The sequence below is a fragment of the Streptomyces sp. NBC_00223 genome (assembly GCF_036199905.1).
GTDB lineage: Bacteria > Actinomycetota > Actinomycetes > Streptomycetales > Streptomycetaceae > Actinacidiphila.
Genome location: NZ_CP108109.1, coordinates 6,324,483 through 6,338,833, shown reverse-complemented (window position 1 = coordinate 6,338,833; position 14,351 = coordinate 6,324,483). Strand labels below are relative to the sequence as shown.

At 73.7% G+C, this 14,351-nt stretch carries 12 protein-coding genes and 1 riboswitch; of the genes, 5 read left to right on the top strand and 7 right to left on the bottom strand.

All coding sequences use genetic code 11. The annotated features are described in order from the left end of the window. Positions 1 to 3 precede the first annotated feature (3 nt). Positions 4 to 711: a GNAT family N-acetyltransferase gene (locus OHA30_RS27140; protein ID WP_328916498.1), complete on the bottom strand. Its 708-nt coding sequence runs from the start codon at positions 709 to 711 to the stop codon at positions 4 to 6. A gap of 363 nt (positions 712 to 1,074) precedes the next feature. Here OHA30_RS27140 and OHA30_RS27135 point away from each other — a divergent pair, with 363 nt between their 5' ends. Together OHA30_RS27135 and OHA30_RS27130 are read left to right on the top strand one after the other, a co-directional pair. Further along, a complete protein-coding gene (locus OHA30_RS27135; RefSeq protein WP_328916497.1) occupies positions 1,075 to 2,151 on the top strand; it encodes an adenosine deaminase in 1,077 nt (358 codons plus the stop codon). Continuing rightward, positions 2,151 to 2,846 (top strand): glycerophosphodiester phosphodiesterase, encoded by a 696-nt coding sequence (locus tag OHA30_RS27130; protein ID WP_328916496.1) that lies wholly within the window; start codon positions 2,151 to 2,153, stop codon positions 2,844 to 2,846. Before OHA30_RS27135 ends, OHA30_RS27130 begins: the two co-directional genes overlap by 1 nt. 47 nt (positions 2,847 to 2,893) lie before the next feature. Here the strand turns inward: OHA30_RS27130 and OHA30_RS27125 are convergent, their stop codons facing one another. Next, complete coding sequence (locus OHA30_RS27125) at positions 2,894 to 4,330, bottom strand: gamma-aminobutyraldehyde dehydrogenase (protein ID WP_328916495.1); 1,437 nt, start codon at positions 4,328 to 4,330, stop codon at positions 2,894 to 2,896. A 415-nt stretch (positions 4,331 to 4,745) separates the two neighbouring features. On the opposite strand from OHA30_RS27125, the gene OHA30_RS27120 reads away from it, so the two are divergent. The 3 genes from OHA30_RS27120 to OHA30_RS27110 all read left to right on the top strand — a co-directional run bounded on the left by OHA30_RS27120 (position 4,746) and on the right by OHA30_RS27110 (position 7,967). Beyond that, a complete protein-coding gene (locus tag OHA30_RS27120; protein ID WP_328916494.1) occupies positions 4,746 to 5,474 on the top strand; it encodes an ABC transporter ATP-binding protein in 729 nt (242 codons plus the stop codon). A 91-nt stretch (positions 5,475 to 5,565) separates the two neighbouring features. Then, positions 5,566 to 6,678, top strand: a complete 1,113-nt coding sequence (locus OHA30_RS27115) for a hypothetical protein (protein WP_328916493.1) — start codon at positions 5,566 to 5,568, stop codon at positions 6,676 to 6,678. 158 nt (positions 6,679 to 6,836) lie between these two features. Beyond that, positions 6,837 to 7,967, top strand: a complete 1,131-nt coding sequence (locus OHA30_RS27110) for an LOG family protein (RefSeq protein WP_328916492.1) — start codon at positions 6,837 to 6,839, stop codon at positions 7,965 to 7,967. Here the strand turns inward: OHA30_RS27110 and OHA30_RS27105 are convergent. The 5 genes from OHA30_RS27105 to OHA30_RS27085 form a co-directional block, all read right to left on the bottom strand. Next, positions 7,954 to 8,994: an ABC transporter ATP-binding protein gene (locus OHA30_RS27105; protein ID WP_328916491.1), complete on the bottom strand. Its 1,041-nt coding sequence runs from the start codon at positions 8,992 to 8,994 to the stop codon at positions 7,954 to 7,956. The genes OHA30_RS27110 and OHA30_RS27105 overlap by 14 nt on opposite strands. A gap of 2 nt (positions 8,995 to 8,996) precedes the next feature. Continuing rightward, on the bottom strand, positions 8,997 to 10,607 hold the full coding sequence (locus OHA30_RS27100) for an ABC transporter permease (RefSeq protein WP_328916490.1): 1,611 nt from the start codon (positions 10,605 to 10,607) through the stop codon (positions 8,997 to 8,999). Between the two features lie 128 nt (positions 10,608 to 10,735). Continuing rightward, positions 10,736 to 11,836, bottom strand: coding sequence for a thiamine ABC transporter substrate-binding protein (locus OHA30_RS27095; protein ID WP_328916489.1), 1,101 nt, complete (start codon positions 11,834 to 11,836; stop codon positions 10,736 to 10,738). Further along, a riboswitch (TPP riboswitch) is annotated at positions 11,829 to 11,940 on the bottom strand. It overlaps the preceding gene by 8 nt. Positions 11,941 to 11,984: 44 nt before the next feature. Continuing rightward, on the bottom strand, positions 11,985 to 13,091 hold the full coding sequence (gene rlmN, locus OHA30_RS27090; RefSeq protein ID WP_328916488.1) for a 23S rRNA (adenine(2503)-C(2))-methyltransferase RlmN: 1,107 nt from the start codon (positions 13,089 to 13,091) through the stop codon (positions 11,985 to 11,987). A 129-nt stretch (positions 13,092 to 13,220) separates the two neighbouring features. Next, the gene (locus OHA30_RS27085; protein ID WP_405786048.1) at positions 13,221 to 14,243 is read right to left on the bottom strand and encodes a phosphatidate cytidylyltransferase; all 1,023 of its coding nucleotides are present in this window, start codon (positions 14,241 to 14,243) and stop codon (positions 13,221 to 13,223) included. Positions 14,244 to 14,351: the final 108 nt, after the last annotated feature.

Below are 14,351 nucleotides of genomic sequence, written 5' to 3'. Positions count from 1 at the left end.
CGGTCAGACCCGTGTCGTACGGGGCAGCCGGGCCGGGTCGTCCATCGGCAGCAGCGCGATCCCGCCGGGGTGCTCCATGGACGCGAACAGCGCGGCCGTCGCCGGGTCGTCGTCGGAGACCTTGCCCTCGGTCTCGACCAGGTACTCCGTCATGAAGAGCCGTACGGGTCCGGCGGGCACGGCGTCGGCCCCCCTCAGCTCTGGCGCGGTCGCCAGCAGGCCCAGCACCATGCCCGGCACCCGTGAGGTGCCCGGCCGCAGGGCGGGCTGGAAGTACGGCACGTCCAGCACGCGGGCGCCGTGCCGGGCGTAGAAGCGCAGCCGGGCCGCGGGGTCGCCGCGCCGCTCGTCGGACGGGTGGGCGTCGGGGTGCTCGATCTCCGCGAGGGTCAGCAGCGGGTGGACGCGCTCCTGCCAGGTGTCCCGGACGGCGGCCATCAGCGCGCTGCCGATGCCCCCGGACCGCACGTCGCCGCGCACCGACATGTAGGCCAGCAGCAGGACCCGGCCGGCCGGTGACCACTCGGCGACCGCGGCGCCGTCCGGGCGGCCGTCGCGCACCACCGCGGAGACGAAGTGCAGGCCCGCCGCCAGGCCGGCCCGCAGTTCGTCGGGGGTGATCAGCTCGTCGGGCGGAAAGGCCGGGACGAGCAGTTCGCCGTAGACCGTGTCGAGCAGCGGACTGTCGAGCCCGATGTCACTGACCTGCACGCCGTTCACCCCAATGCGACTCGCCGGCGGCTGACCGGGCCTGCCCCGGTGTCCGGGCGCGACCCTCCGTGTCCAGCGTGACACGCGCTCCGGGGCGCGGCAGGGCGGGACGCGGCCGCCGCCCGAGCCGATCACCCGCCGGGAGCCGTCAGGGGATCGCGCGGCGGCCGTGCCGGCTCGTCGGCCGGTGGAGTGGGACGGGCCTCCCCGGAGGGCCGACTTGGGGTTCGAACCCCAGGCGCCGCGGCGGCCGTACGCGTCAGGAGTCCGCTGCGGTTGTGTGACGGAACGGTATGCGGCCGGCCGGGCGCGCGGCCCTCCTAGGATGGTGGGCACGGATCAGCCTCCAGGGAAGGACCCCGCATGCCCGACCTCGTATCCGGTCAGGGACCCGGCAGCGCGCCCGCCGGGCTCGGCGCCCCCAGTGGCCTCGACGCCTTCATCGCCGGGCTGCCGAAGGCCGAGCTGCACGTCCACCACGTGGGCTCCGCGTCCCCGCGGATCGTCGCCGAACTGGCCGCCAGGCACCCGGACTCCGCGGTCCCAGCCGACCCCGCGGCCCTCGCCGAGTACTTCACCTTCCATGACTTCGCCCACTTCATCGAGGTCTATCTGTCCGTGGTGGACCTGATCAGGGACGCCGAGGACGTACGGCTGCTCACGTACGAGGTGGCCCGGGACATGGCCCGGCAGAACATCCGCTACGCCGAGCTGACCGTCACCCCGTACAGCTCGACCCGGCGCGGGATCGCCCCCCAGGCGTTCATGGAGGCGATCGAGGACGCCAGGAAGTCCGCCGAGTCGGAGCTGGGCGTGGCGCTGCGCTGGTGCTTCGACATCCCGGGCGAGGCCGGTATCGCCTCGGCCGAGGAGACCGCGCGCCTCGCGGTGGACCTGCGGCCCGAGGGCCTGGTCTCCTTCGGTCTCGGCGGGCCCGAGATCGGGGTGCCGCGGCCGCAGTTCAAGCCGTTCTTCGACCGGGCGCGGGCGGCCGGGCTGCACAGCGTGCCGCACGCCGGGGAGACCACAGGGCCGGAGACGATCTGGGACGCGATCCGCGAGCTGGGCGCCGAGCGGATCGGCCACGGCACGAGCGCCGCCCGGGACCCGCGGCTGCTCGACCACCTGGCCGAGCACCGGATCCCGCTGGAGGTCTGCCCGACCTCCAACATCGCCACCCGCGCGGTCGCCGCGCTGGACGAGCACCCGATCAGGGCGATGGTCGACGCGGGTGTGCTGGTCACCGTCAACAGCGACGATCCGCCGATGTTCGGCACCGACCTCAACACGGAGTACGCGGTCGCGGCCCGGCTGCTCGACCTGGACCCGGCCGGGGTCGCCGCGCTGGCCAGGAACGCGGTCGAGGCGTCGTTCCTCGACGACGCGGACAAGGCCCGGATCGCCGCCGAGATCGACGCGTACACCACCGGCTGGCGCTGATGGCGCCTGGTGCGGCGCGGACCGTCGCCCACCGCGGCGACCCGTACCACCACCGCGAGAACACGCTGCCGTCGGTGCGGTCGGCGCTGCTCAAGGGCGCGGACGTGGTGGAGGTGGACATCCGGCTCACCCGGGACGGGGTCCCGGTACTGCTGCACGACGCGACGCTCGACCGGCTGTGGAAGGACCCGTCCGAGGTCACGGAGCTGACCTCGGACGAGCTGTTCAAAGCCACCGGGGGCGGGGTGCCGTCCCTCGCGGACGCGCTCGGCGAGCTGCGTACGCACGGCTCCGGCCTGATGCTGCTCGATCTGACCGAGGCCGATCAGGCGGCCCCCACGGTCGCCGCGGTACGGGACGCGGGGGCGGCCGAACGTGTCTACTACTGCGGGGAGCTGTCCGCGATCCGGCAGGTGCGCGCGCTCGACCCCGACGCGGAGATCGCGCTGACCTGGAAGACCTCGCTGCGGCCGGCGGACAGCGTGCTGGACGGGCTGGCGCCGCGCTGGCTCAACCTCCGCTTCGGGCTGGTCGATCCGCCGACCGTGGCCTGGGCCCGCGAGCACGGTCTGCTGGTCGGCGCCTGGACCGCGGACTGGCGGCGCTCGATGACCCGGCTGCTGGACCTCGGGGTGGACGCGATCACCACCAACCGCCTCGACGCCCTCCAGCGCGTACTGGCCCGCGGGCGCTGACCGCCCGGCGGCCGACCGGAACCGCCGGCCGGCCGTTCGTCCGTCTCCTAGGCGTCGAGCGCGCTCATCACGTGCTTGATCCGCGTGTAGTCCTCGAAGCCGTAGCCGGAGAGGTCCTTGCCGTAGCCGGACTGCTTGAAGCCGCCGTGCGGCATCTCGGCGACCAGCGGGATGTGGGTGTTGATCCACACGCACCCGAAGTCCAGCCGCTTGGACATCCGCATCGCCCGCGCGTGGTCCTTCGTCCAGACCGAGGACGCGAGCGCGTAGTCGACCCCGTTGGCCCACGCCACCGCCTGCTCCTCGTCGGAGAAGGACTGCACGGTGATCACCGGCCCGAAGACCTCGTGCTGGATGATCTCGTCGTCCTGCCGCAGCCCGGAGACGACGGTCGGCGCGTAGAAGTAGCCCTCCTCGCCGATCCGGTGGCCGCCGGTCTCGACCTTGGCGTGCGCGGGCAGCCGCTCGATGAAGCCGCTCACCTGGGCGAGCTGGTTCGCGTTGTTGAGCGGGCCGTAGAGCACGTCCTCGTCGTCGGGCAGACCGGTCTTCGTACCGGCCGCGGCCTTGGCCAGCGCCGCGGTGAACTCGTCGTGGACGGACTCGTGCACCAGGACGCGCGTGGCGGCCGTGCAGTCCTGGCCCGCGTTGAAGAACCCGGCGACCGCGATGTCCTCGACCGCCTTGGGGATGTCGACGTCGCCGAAGACCACGACCGGCGCCTTGCCGCCGAGTTCGAGGTGGACGCGCTTGACGTCCTTGGCGGCGGACTCGGCGACCTGGACGCCGGCGCGCACGGAACCGGTGATCGAGGCCATCGCGGGCACCGGGTGCTCGACCATCGCCCGGCCGGTGTCGCGGTCGCCGCAGACCACGTTGAAGACGCCCTTGGGCAGGATCCCGCCCAGGATCTCGGCGAGCAGCAGCGTGGAGGCCGGGGTGGTGTCGGACGGCTTGAGCACCACCGTGTTGCCCGCGGCGATGGCGGGCGCGAACTTCCAGACGGCCATCATCATCGGGTAGTTCCAAGGGGCGACCTGCGCGCACACCCCGACCGGCTCGCGCCGCACGAAGGAGGTCATGCCGTCCATGTACTCGCCCGCCGAGCGGCCCTCCAGCATGCGGGCGGCGCCCGCGAAGAACCGGATCTGGTCGACCATCGGCGGGATCTCCTCGCTCGCGGTCAGCCCGAGCGGCTTGCCGGTGTTCTCGCTCTCGACGGCGACCAGCTCGTCGGCGCGCGCCTCGACCGCGTCGGCGATCCTGAGCAGCGCCTTCTGCCGCTCGGCGGGCGTGCTGTCCCGCCAGGCGGGGAACGCGGCCTCGGCGGCGGCCATCGCGGCGTCCACATCGGCCTTCCCGGACAGCGGCGCGACGGCGTACGCCCGGCCGGTCGCCGGGTTGACCACCTCGGTGGTGCGCCCGTCGGCCGCGTCGCGGAATTCTCCGTCGATGTAGTTGCGCAGAGTACGGAGTTCGGTCACGGCGCTTGCTCCCTGGTCCTACGAGTCCGATGTCCACTGACTGATGTCCACTTGCTGAGACGAACCCCAGCTTAGTCCGATCGCCGCACGACTCCAGGGGCGGGCGCCACCCGATTCCGTCGCCCGGACAGGCCGCGCACCCGGTGATCCGCGGCCCGTTCCGCCCGCCGCCGCGCCGCCGCCGCGCCCCCGCCGGGCGTACGCCCACCGGACGCGTACCACCGGCATACGACCCCCGTACGGCCACCCGCGCACGCCGGGGCTCACCCGTCCGGACGATCCGCGCCGCCCGGCCGCCGCGCCTGCGCGCCCTGGGCGCCGCGGCCTGCCTACGGTGCCCAGGAGTGACCGCTCCCTCCCCGGTTCGTTCGGCCCGGTGCCGAACGTCGGGGGGAACGACCCGCGGAGGAACGTCATGGCGACCCCGCCCGACAACGACGTGCTCTGGGCCCGCGCCCTGCGCCACTCCCACCAGGGCTCGCCGGCCTTGCTGGGTGTCTCGATCAACGTGAGGGCCGGCGAGATCCTGGCCCTGGTCGGGCCGCGCGGCTCCGGCAAGACCACGCTCCTGCGCTGTCTGTCCGGGCAGCTCGTGCCGGACGAGGGCGAGGTGTGGTTCAACAGCTCGCCCGTGCACACCCTGCCCGAGACCGCCAGGGACCGGCTGCGGCGGGACCGCTTCGGCTGGGTCGGCCCGAGCGCGGAGCTGCTGCCCGAGCTGAACGTGTGGGAGAACACCGCGCTGCCGCTGCTGATGGCCGGCGCCGGCCACCGCGCCGCGCGGGCCGCGGCCCGCGAGTGGCTGGAGCGGCTCGACATCGGGGAGATCGCCCGCAAACGGCCCTCCGACCTGGTCCAGGCGCAGCTGCAACGGGTCGCCGTGGCGCGGGCGCTGGTCGCCGGCCCCGCGGTGGTCTTCGCGGACGAGCCCACGGCGCCGCTGCACCGGGCCGACGGGGCGCAGGTGCTGCGCATGCTGGTGAGCGCGGCCCGCTCGCACGGCATCACGGTGCTGCTCGCCACGAGCGACCCGGAGACCGCCCAGCACACGGACCGGACGGTCCCGCTGATCGACGGCCGGCTCGGCGCGCCCATGCCCGCCCAGGACCGTGACCTCGACAGCCCCCGGCCGGCCTCGGTATGAGACACCCCGGTATGAGCCGCCTCGACACGAGACCTCCCGGCGGGGGACGGACCGGCGGAAGAACGCCTTCGGCGGGACGGGTGGTGGCGGCGTGCTGAGTCTGCGGGTGCTGCGCGGGGCCCGGCTCGCGGCCTTCGGACGCTGGGCCCTGGTGGCCGCGGCCTCGGCCGGTACCGGTCTGCTGCTGCTGTCCGCGCTCGGCTGGGCGCTGGACCATCCCCAGCACGGCGCGTCGGACGCGCTGGCACGGCTCGGCTGGTGCGCGGTGCCGGTCGCGGTGACCGTGCAGCTCGCGGTCATGGTCGCCCGGGCGCAGCCGGGGGGCTGGCCGCGCTCCGGCCTGGCCGCGGTCGGGCTCGGCAGGATCGGGCTGGTGCTGCTGTCGGCGGCGACCGCGGCGGCGGTGTGCGCGGCCGGGAGCGCGGTGGCGCTGCTGGTCTTCCTGCAACTGCGCGGCGATGTGACCGGGGTGCCGTTCGACGGGGTCGGTCCCGAACTGCTCGCGGCGGGCCGGCCGCTGCCGCTGGCCGGAGCGATCACCCTGCTGGCCCTGGTGCCGGTGGCGTCGGCGGCGGTGCGTACGGCCGCGCTGCGTCCGGAGCGGGCGCCCTCGGCGGAGGCGCCGGGCGGCCTGCCGTGGGGCGTCGCGCTGACGGCGGTCGGTCTGGCCGTCGAGGTGACGGCCCCCGGGGGGCACGACGTGCCGCTGCCCAGCGGCCTCGGGACGATTCCCCCGGTGGCCGTCGGCGGCTGGATCGTGACGACCGTGGGCATGATGCTGGCCGCGCCCGGTCTGATGCACGCGTGCGGGCGGGTGCTGGCCGCCTTCCGGCCGGGCGCCCTGCGGCTGCTGTCCGGGCGGGCGCTCCAGCAGGAGGCGCGGCGGCTCGGCCGGCCGCTGGGGCTGCTGTGCGCGACCGCCGCGGCGGGCCTGGCGGCGTACGGTCCGCTGCGCGACAGCGATCATCCGGTGGGGCCGGTGAGTCAGTTCGCGGCGGTGCTGGTCGCCGCGTGCGTGGTGGCCACGACGGCGCTCGCGGTGGCGGAGTCGCGCCGGACCCGGACGCCCGCGACGGGCACGCTGCGGGAGATGGGCGCGTCGCGGGTGATGGTCCGCTCGGCGGCGGCCCTGCGGGTGGGGGTGCTGGTCGCGGTGCTGCTGCCGGCCACGGTGGCGGTGGCCGCGCTCTCCAGGCTGGGCTGAGCCCGTCCGGGTGGCCGTCGGCCCGGGGTGAACACCGGGCCCGCGCCCTCAACGGCCGGACGGGCGGGCGCACTTCAGCGCTGTCCCCCGCACGCCGCACGGCACCCAGTGCCACGGGCGCGGGTCCGGAGGGCTATCGTGCTGGGGTGGTCCCACAGATGCCTGAATCCGAGGAACCGTCGTCCGTCAAGCGTTCCGGCGGGCGGGAGGTGGGAAGCCTTGAGGAGTTCGACCGGGTGGCGCTCGGCGGGTCGTTCGCCGGGTGCCGGGTGCAGTCGCTCGATCTGACCGAGCGGACGTTCGCCCTGCTGGTCACGGACACCTCGGACGCCGTCTTCCTGGGCTGCCCGATGGAGGAGCAGGCCCTCGTCCACATCCGGGCCGGCGGCGGCCTGGTCTTCCCGCCCGTGCCCGACCTGCCGTTCAACCCGTACCGCGCGGCGCCGTACAGCCCGGACGAGCTCTACGCGGGGCTCGCCGAGAGCGGGTACGAGGGGACGCCGGACGCCCTGACGTACGGCTGGTACCGCGACACCGCGCGGGGCGGCGACGTCTTCGCGTCGATGCTGCGCTCGATCCACGACGACGCGATGTCCGACACCCTCGACAGGCATCTGCGCGGGGCGCGCGTCGTGGGCGTGATGGGCGGGCACGCGATGGAACGGGGCGCCCCGGCGTACGCGGGCGCGGCGCGGCTCGGCCGTGAACTGGCCCGCGCGGGGCTGACCGTGGCGACCGGCGGCGGCCCGGGCGCGATGGAGGCCGCCAATTTCGGTGCCTACGCGGCCCCTTACGACGACGTGATGCTCGGCAAGGCGCTGAACGTCCTCGCCGGGAGTCCGTCCTTCCTCCCCTCGGTGAGCGCCTGGGCGGACACGGCCTTCGCCGTACGCGACCGCTGGCCCGACGGCGGCCCCTCGTACGGGCTGCCCACCTGGCACTACGGCCAGGAGCCGTCGAACGCCTTCGCCTCCGGCATCGCGAAGTTCTTCGCGAACGCCACCCGCGAGGACGGTCTGCTCTCGCGCTGCACGGCGGGCGTGGTGTTCCTGCCGGGCGCGGCCGGGACCGTGCAGGAGGTCTTCGACGCGGCGACGCCGAACTACTACGGTTCGCTCGGCGGGCCGGTGCCGCTGGTGCTGGTCGACCGGGCGCACTGGACGACCGAACTCCCCGTGTGGCCGCTGCTCGAAGCGCTGGCGCGGGACCGGGCGATGGCCGGCCGGATCGCGCTGGTGGACAGCGTCACGGAGGTTCCCGGCGCGCTGGCCCGGCTCACGGCGGCGTGAGGACGACCACGTCCTGCGGGACGAAGGTCGCGCCGACCACCGCTCCCACCTCCGGCGCGTCCCGCAGTCCGCACTCGGCGTCCAGCGCGGGTCCGCGTTCGGGCCGCAGCAGTACGCCGACATGCCCGCCGCGGAAGGTCCGCGCGACCACCTCGCAGCGCAGCGCCCCCTCGGGCGGGCCGAGCCGTACGCCGCCGGGGCGGACCATCAGCCGGACCACGCCCTCCGAAGTGCCGTCGGGCACCGGCACCTTGCCCCACTCCGTGACGGCCGTGCCGCCGCTGACCTCGCCGTCGGCGATGTTGTCGAAGCCGAGGAAGCGCGCGACGAACTCCGACGCGGGCCGCTGCCAGACATCGAGCGGCGTACCGGACTGGGCGATCCGCCCGTCGCGCATCACCACGACCCGGTCGGCGAGCGCGAACGCCTCGCCCTGGTCGTGGGTGACGGCCAGCACGGTCGTGCCCAACCGACGGAAGAGCTGGCGGAGTTCGACGACGAGCCGTTCGCGCAGCGAGCGGTCGAGCTGTCCGAGGGGTTCGTCGAGCATCAGCAGCCGCGGCTCGGGGGCGAGCGCGCGGGCCAGCGCGACCCGCTGCTGCTCGCCGCCGGAGAGCGTGGCGACCGCGCGCCCGCCGGCGCCGGGCAGGCCCACGAGGTCGAGGAGTTCGGCGACCCGGCGCTCGCGCCGGTCGCGCGGCTCGCGGCGCATCCGCGGCCCGAAGCCGACGTTGCCGCCGACGTCGCGCTGCGGGAAGAGCTGGTGGTCCTGGAACATCAGCCCGACCCCGCGGCGGTGTGCGGGCACCCCCGTCTGATCGGCGCCGTCCAGCAGCACCCGCCCGCCGTCGAGGTGCTGGAGGCCCGCGACGGCCCGCAGCAGCGTGGACTTGCCGCTGCCGCTGGGCCCGAGCACACAGACGATCTCGTGCGCGGCGACCTCCAGGTCGACGGCGTCCAGCGCGGTCCTGGCCCCGAAGCGTACGGTCGCGGCCTCGATACCGAGCAGCGCGGTCGTGGTGGTCATCGTCAGAACTCCCCGGTGGGTGCGGTGGTCCTGAGGTTCTCCAGGATCAGCAGCGACGCGGCGCAGACCAGCATCAAGATGGTGCTCAGGGCCATCGCCTGGCCGTAGTTGACCTCCCCGGCCCGGCCCAGCAGCCGGGCGACGGCGACCGGGAGGGTGGGGCTGTCGGGCCGGGCGATGAAGACGGTCGCGCCGAACTCGCCCAGTGACACCGCGAAGGCGAAGCCGGCCGCGATGCCCAGCGCCCGCCCGACGATGGGGAGTTCGACCTCGCGCCAGACCTTCACCGGGGACGCGCCGAGCACCGCCGCGGACTCCCGCAGCCGGTGGTCGACGGCCCGCAGCACCGGCAGCATGACCCGGATCACGAAGGGCGCGCCGACCAGCGCCTGGGCGAGCGGCACCAGCAGCCAGGAGTCCCGCAGATCGAGCGGCGGCGTGTCCAGGGTGATCAGGAAGCCGAAGCCGACGGTGACCGCCGAGGTGCCCAGCGGCAGCATCAGCAGCGCGTCGAAGCCGCGGACGAACCGGCCGGCCCGGCGGGTGAGCGCCGCAGCGGCCAGCCCGCCGATCACGAGGGCGATGACGGTGGCGACGGCCGCGTACCGCAGCGAGTTCCAGACCGTCTCCAGGGGCGCGACCAGGAAGGTGCCGTCACCGGAGGAGCCGAGGGCGCGGTAGAAGCCGAAGCCGTAGCCGCCGGGCGCGTCGAGCGAGCGGGCGGCGAGCACACCGAGCGGCAGCAGGATCAGCAGCGCGATCACGGCGAGCACCGCGCCGAGCAGCGCCCACTCACCCCTTCCGCGCGGCCGGTGCGCGGTGCGGGCGGCGTCCACCAGCCGCAGCGCCGACTCGCGGCGCCGTACCGTCCAGGCGTGCACGGTCAGGATCGCGACCACCGCGGCGAGTTGCACCAGCGTCAGCACGGCGGCGGTCGGCAGGTCCAGCATCTCGGCGGTCTGCCGGTAGATCTCGACTTCGAGCGTGGAGTACGTCGGCCCGCCCAGCACCTGGATCACTCCGAAGGAGGTGAAGGTGAACAGGAAGACCATCAGCCCGGCCGCCGCCACGGACGGCCCGAGCGCGGGCAGCACGACTCGCCGCCAGGCGGCGAAGCGGCTCGCGCCCAGCATCCGTGCCGCCTCCTCCTGCCGCGGGTCGAGCTGCGCCCACAGCCCGCCGACCGTACGGACGACGACCGCGTAGTTGAAGAAGACATGGGCGATGAGGATCGCCCACACCGAGGTGTCGAGCCGGACGCCGAAGAGCGCGTCGGTGAAGCCGTTGTGCCCGAGCAGGGCCAGGAAGGCGGAGCCCGCGACGACGGTCGGCAGCACGAACGGCACGGTGACGACCGCCCGCAGCAGCCGTTTGCCGGGGAAGTCCAGACGCGCGAAGACATACGCGCCCGGCAGCGCGACCGCCAGCGTCAGCGCGGTGGAGGCGGCCGCCTGCCAGCAGGTGAACCACAGGACGTGCCTGATCGAGCCGTCGCCGAGCACGTCGCCGATCCGGCCGAGCCGCCAGCCGCCGTCCTGGCGCAGACCGCGCCCGACGATCGTGGCGACCGGGTAGGCGAAGAAGAGCGCGAAGAAGGCGGCGGGCAGGGCCATCAGGGCGAGCCGGACAGCGGTCCCGCGCGAGACACGCGGGACCGCTCGGCGGGCCGGACGTGCGGACCGCGCCGAGGGCGTCGGCCGCTCGGGCTGCTCAGGCGGTGCCGGCGGCCCTTCCGGTGCGATTACAGGACGATCGAGTTCCACGCCTTGACCCAGGTGTCCCGCTCGGCGGCGATCTTCTCCGGCGCCAGCGTCGTCGGGTGGTCGATCCGCGCCCCGTACTTGGTGAACAGCTCCGGCTCGGCGGCGTCCCGGCGGACCGGGTCGACGTACATCTGGAGCGGCATGTCCTGCTGGAACTCCTTGCTCAGCAGGAAGTCGATCAGCGCCTTGCCGCCCTCGGTGTTCTTCGCGCCGTGCAGCAGCCCGGCGAACTCGATCTGCCGGAAGCAGGTGCCCGTGGACACACCGACCGGCGACTGCGCGGGTTCGGGGCTGACGCCGACCACCTCGGCGGGCGGGCTGGAAGCGTAGGAGACGACCAGCGGACGGTCGCCCTTGGCCTTCTTGCCCGCCGACGACCCGGAGAAGCGGTCGTCGTACGCCTGCTCCCAGCCGTCCACCACCTCGACGCCGTTGGCCTTGAGCTGCTTCCAGTAGCCCTGCCATCCGTCGTCGCCGAAGGTGGCCGCGCTGCCGAGCAGGAAGGCCAGGCCCGGTGAGGAGGTGGCGACGTTCTCGGTGACCAGCATGTTCTTGTACTCGGGCTTGACCAGGTCGGCGAAGGTCTCCGGCGGCGCGAGGTGATGCGCGGCGAAGTACGCGCGGTCGTAGTTGACGCAGACGTCGCCCGAGTCGATCGGGGTCACCCGGTGCTTGTCCGCGTCGAGTTGGACGTCGGCGGACACCTGGTCGAGGCCCTTGGCCTCGTACGGGTCGAACAGGCCGTTGTCGAGGGCGCGGGAGAGCAGCGTGTTGTCGACGCCGAAGAAGACGTCGCCGCGGGGGTGGCCCTTGGTGAGGATCGCCTGGTTGACGGCCGCGCCCGCGTCACCGCCGCGCAGCACCTTGACGGTGTAGCCGGTCTCCTTGGTGAACTCCGCGAGCACGGACTTGGACGCCGCGAAGGAGTCGTGGCTGACCAGCGTGACCGTCTTGGAGTTCGCGCCCTTGGTGCCGGAAGACCCGGACGACCCGGAGTCGCTGCCGCAGCCCGCGAGGGCCGTGACGCCCGCGGTGGCCAGGACGAGCGCGCCGATGGCACGCCGACGGATGGTGTTCATGAGGCTGACTCCCTACGCCGGTATGACCCGGATCAGGTCCGAGGGTCTGCGGCCTCGGGGGCCGCACTCTCAGCGCCGTCTCAGGCGCTCCCCTGTCGGAATGTTCATTTGTGTGAAGGTCGGACTACCCGTGCACGATAGCAGCAGGTCAGCGTTCCGCCGCAGCCAGCTGTCCGCACGCGCCGTCGATCTCCTGGCCGCGGGTGTCCCGTACGGTCACCGGCACGCCGTGGGCCTCCAGCGCGGCCACGAACGCCCGCTCGTCCTCGGGGCGGGAGGCCGTCCACTTCGAGCCCGGAGTGGGGTTGAGCGGGATCAGATTGACGTGCACCCGGTGGTTCTTGAGCATCCGGCCCAGCCGGTCGGCGCGCCACGCCTGGTCGTTGATGTCCCGGATCAGCGCGTACTCGATGGAGATACGGCGGCCGGAGACCTCGGCGTAGTGCCAGGCGGCGTCCAGGACCTCGCGGACCTTCCAGCGGGTGTTGACGGGCACGAGGGTGTCGCGCAGCTCGTCGTCGGGCGCGTGCAGGGAGACCGCGAGGCGGCATTTGAAGCCCTCGTCGGCGAACCGGTACATCGCCGGGACCAGACCGACCGTGGAGACGGTGATACCGCGCTGCGACAGGCCGATGCCGTCGGGCTCGGGGTCGGTCAGCCGGCGGATGGCGCCGATCACCCGGTTGTAGTTGGCGAGCGGCTCGCCCATGCCCATGAAGACGATGTTCGACAGCCGGGCCGGGCCCCCGGGCACCTCGCCGTCGCGCAGGCTGCGCATGCCCGCGACGATCTGGTGCACGATCTCGGCGGTCGACAGATTGCGGTCGAGACCGGCCTGACCGGTCGCGCAGAAGGGGCAGTTCATCCCGCAGCCGGCCTGTGACGAGATGCACATCGTCACCCGGTCCGGGTAGCGCATCAGCACGGACTCGACGAGCGTGCCGTCGAAGAGCCGCCACAGCGTCTTGCGGGTGTCACCGTCGTCGCAGGACGCGTGCCGGACGACGGTCATCAGCTCGGGCAGCAGGTCGTCGGCGAGCTTGCCGCGGGCCGCCGCCGGGATGTCGGTCCAGGCGGCCGGGTCGTCGGTGAAGCGGGCGAAGTAGTGCTGCGAGAGCTGCTTGGCCCGGAAGGGCTTCTCCCCGAGCGCGGCCACCGCCTCCTTCCGCTCCGCGGGCGAGAGGTCGGCGAGGTGCCGCGGCGGCTTCTTGACTCCGCGCGGCACGGCGAAAGTCAGTTCACCGGGTGCAGGCATGCGTCCCAGTCTCTCACCCTTTTGCCGGAGGGTTTTCCGGGTGCGCCACAGGGTCTTCCGGGTGCGGGAGCCCGGCAGCGCGACGGCGGGAAGGGGTCGCGGCGGCGGGAAGGCGGCGGGAAGGGGCGCTCAGCCCTTGCCGACGAAGGCGACCAGCAGCAGCCAGACCACCGGGGCCGTGGGCAGCAGCGAGTCGAGCCGGTCCATGATGCCGCCGTGGCCGGGCAGCAGCGTGCCCATGTCCTTGATGCCCAGGTCACGCTTGATCATGGACTCGCCGAGGTCGCCGAGCGTGGCGCTGACGGCGGCGGCGAGGCCCAGCAGCAGGCCCTGCCACCAGCGGCCGTCGTCGATGACGTACTGCATCAGCAGGGCCCCGGCCACCATGGCGAAGGAGATCGCGCCGAACAGGCCCTCGCGGGTCTTGCCGGGGCTGATCCGCGGCGCGAGCTTGTGCCGGCCGAAGCGCCAGCCGACCGCGTAGGCGCCGGTGTCGCTGATCACGGTGAGCAGCAGGAAGACCAGGACCCGGCGTGGGCCGTCGTCCGCGGCGAGCATCATCACCACGAAGGTGGCGAGGAAGGGGACGTAGAAGGCGGCGAAGATCCCGGCCGTGACGTCGCGCAGATAGTTCTCCGGCGGCTGGGCCATCCGCCAGACCAGGACGGCCAGCGCGGTCAGCGCCATGACCACCCAGGCCCCGTCGGCGCCGCTGACGTATCCGGCGACGACCATCCCGGCGCCGCCGACGGTGAGCGGGATCTGCGCCGCGTGGATGTCCTTGCGCTCGGCCAGCCGCGAGGTCAGCTCCCACAGGCCGATCACGACGGCGACCACGACGACGCCGACGAAGACCGCCTTCACGATGAAGAGCGCCGCGACGATGATCGCGCCGAGGCCGACCCCCACCCCTATCGCGGCCCGCAGATTCCGCCCGGCGGACTTCTTCGCGGGCGCGGGCTGCGGTTCCGGGGAAGGCGGCGGTGGCGGCATGGAAGGAGTCTTCCTCCTGGTCCCGGGTTCGGCGGGGGAACCCGCCGGATATGCGGTGTCTCCCGCGTGCCCGGCGCGTGGCGAAGCGCCCCAGGAAGAGTCGTTCACGGAGCTTCGCCTCGCGTCGTCGTCGGGTGGTGGGCCGGTGATGGGATGGATGGTCGGGGCAGTACGGGCACAGGCGCACCCGCCCGGTGGTACGGGCGCGGACCCGGTGGATACGGGCGCGGCCACGCCGCCGGGGGGCGCGGGCGGTCTTCCGCAGGG

Excerpts from the sequence above, each read along its gene's own strand:
- OHA30_RS27100 (WP_328916490.1), bottom strand. The coding sequence starts at position 10,607 with ATGGCCCTGCCCGCCGCCTTCTTCGCGCTCTTCTTCGCCTACCCGGTC.
- rlmN (WP_328916488.1), bottom strand. The coding sequence starts at position 13,091 with ATGCCTGCACCCGGTGAACTGACTTTCGCCGTGCCGCGCGGAGTCAAG.
- OHA30_RS27095 (WP_328916489.1), bottom strand. The coding sequence starts at position 11,836 with ATGAACACCATCCGTCGGCGTGCCATCGGCGCGCTCGTCCTGGCCACC.
- OHA30_RS27110 (WP_328916492.1), top strand. The coding sequence starts at position 6,837 with ATGCCTGAATCCGAGGAACCGTCGTCCGTCAAGCGTTCCGGCGGGCGG.
- OHA30_RS27105 (WP_328916491.1), bottom strand. The coding sequence starts at position 8,994 with ATGACCACCACGACCGCGCTGCTCGGTATCGAGGCCGCGACCGTACGC.
- OHA30_RS27135 (WP_328916497.1), top strand. The coding sequence starts at position 1,075 with ATGCCCGACCTCGTATCCGGTCAGGGACCCGGCAGCGCGCCCGCCGGG.
- OHA30_RS27130 (WP_328916496.1), top strand. The coding sequence starts at position 2,151 with ATGGCGCCTGGTGCGGCGCGGACCGTCGCCCACCGCGGCGACCCGTAC.
- OHA30_RS27120 (WP_328916494.1), top strand. The coding sequence starts at position 4,746 with ATGGCGACCCCGCCCGACAACGACGTGCTCTGGGCCCGCGCCCTGCGC.